Here is a 1,247-nt window from a genome sequence, read left to right as displayed (position 1 = left end):
GCCCCGGCAGCGTCCCCCGCGCCGCCGGGGCCTTCCCGTATCCGCAGAGCGCGTACCTACTGCTTCGGGAGCACCGGCCCGAGCAGCGAGGAGGCGGCGGCGGTCGGCAGTTCGCCGACCGAGGGCCCCTGGGTGAGGATGCCGGTGACCATGCCGGTCCCCACGGCGGGGAAGTCGGCGACCTGCGTGGCGACGCCGTTGTCCAGCGGGTCCACGCCGGTGTGGGCGAGCGGATTCACCTTGAGGTTCGCGATCGGGTCGGCAACCCCGGACAGGGCCGCCGGGACGTCGAGTTCACCGGCCTGCGCGCCGCCCGCGGCCATCGCCAGGGCCGCACCGGCCATCGAGACGGTCAGTCCGGCGCTGCGGAGCCGGTGCGGAAGGGAAGGGGCTGCGTGACGTGCCATGGAGATCCCGCCTGAGGTCGTGGTCGCGTGCGCACGCAGCGTAGTTGAGGTGTGTTCCTGGACACCAACCGGCCACCGGGAGGATCCCCTACCCGGGGGAATGGTTCAGACTGGTGTCCCGTGAGCTCCCCCTCTACTGCGCCGACCCGAGTCGTCCTGCTGACCGGTCCGTCGGGCTCCGGAAAATCCTCGCTGGCCGCCCGCTCGGGGCTGCCCGTGCTGCGCCTCGACGACTTCTACAAGGAGGGCGTCGACCCCACCCTTCCGCTCGTCGGCGGCAGCTCCGACATCGACTGGGACTCCCCGTTGTCCTGGGACGCGGACGCGGCGGTCGCCGCGATCGCCGAACTGTGCGCGGTGGGGCGGACCGACGTCCCCGTCTACGACATCGCGACGAGCTCCCGCACGGGCACCGAGAGCCTCGACATCGCCCGCACCCCGCTGTTCATCGCGGAGGGCATCTTCGCCGCCGACGTGGCCGCCCGCTGCCAGGAACTCGGTCTCCTCGCGGACGCCATCTGCCTGCGGGGACGCCCCTCGACCACATTCCGCCGCCGACTGGCCCGTGACCTGCGGGAAGGCCGCAAGTCGGTGCCGTTCCTGCTGCGCAGGGGCCTGCGACTGATGCGCGCCGAACGCGGCATCGTGGCCCGTCACGTCGCCCTCGGCGCGCACGCCTGCGCAGGCGACGAGGCCCTCGGCCGGCTGGCGGCGGCCGCGGCGGGCCGACACCGCACGACGACCCCGGCCTAAGGGCTGTCCCGTAATCCCCGGCGGGCGCACGACGCCGGCTACGGCACCTCGCCGCGTTGTCGGAACGCCCGAATACGCCCAGTATGG

Annotated in this window: 2 protein-coding genes; one reads left to right on the top strand and one right to left on the bottom strand. The window is 73.2% G+C overall.

Annotated features, from left to right (window positions below; all coding sequences use genetic code 11):
* Window positions 1–56 precede the first annotated feature (56 nt).
* On the bottom strand, window positions 57–407 hold the full coding sequence (locus ACWGIU_RS38120; protein WP_453712710.1) for a hypothetical protein: 351 nt from the start codon (window positions 405–407) through the stop codon (window positions 57–59).
* 51 nt (window positions 408–458) lie between these two features.
* Here ACWGIU_RS38120 and ACWGIU_RS38115 point away from each other — a divergent pair, with 51 nt between their 5' ends.
* Window positions 459–1,160, top strand: a complete 702-nt coding sequence (locus ACWGIU_RS38115; protein ID WP_453712708.1) for a uridine kinase family protein — start codon at window positions 459–461, stop codon at window positions 1,158–1,160.
* Window positions 1,161–1,247 lie beyond the last annotated feature (87 nt).

The organism is Streptomyces sp. NPDC054840 (assembly GCF_053611065.1).
Note: the sequence above shows the minus strand (reverse complement) of the source record. Positions and strands in the feature narration are given on the sequence as shown.

Coding starts and splice junctions, on each gene's coding strand:
- ACWGIU_RS38120 (WP_453712710.1), bottom strand. CDS start 407: ATGGCACGTCACGCAGCCCCTTCCCTTCCGCACCGGCTCCGCAGCGCC.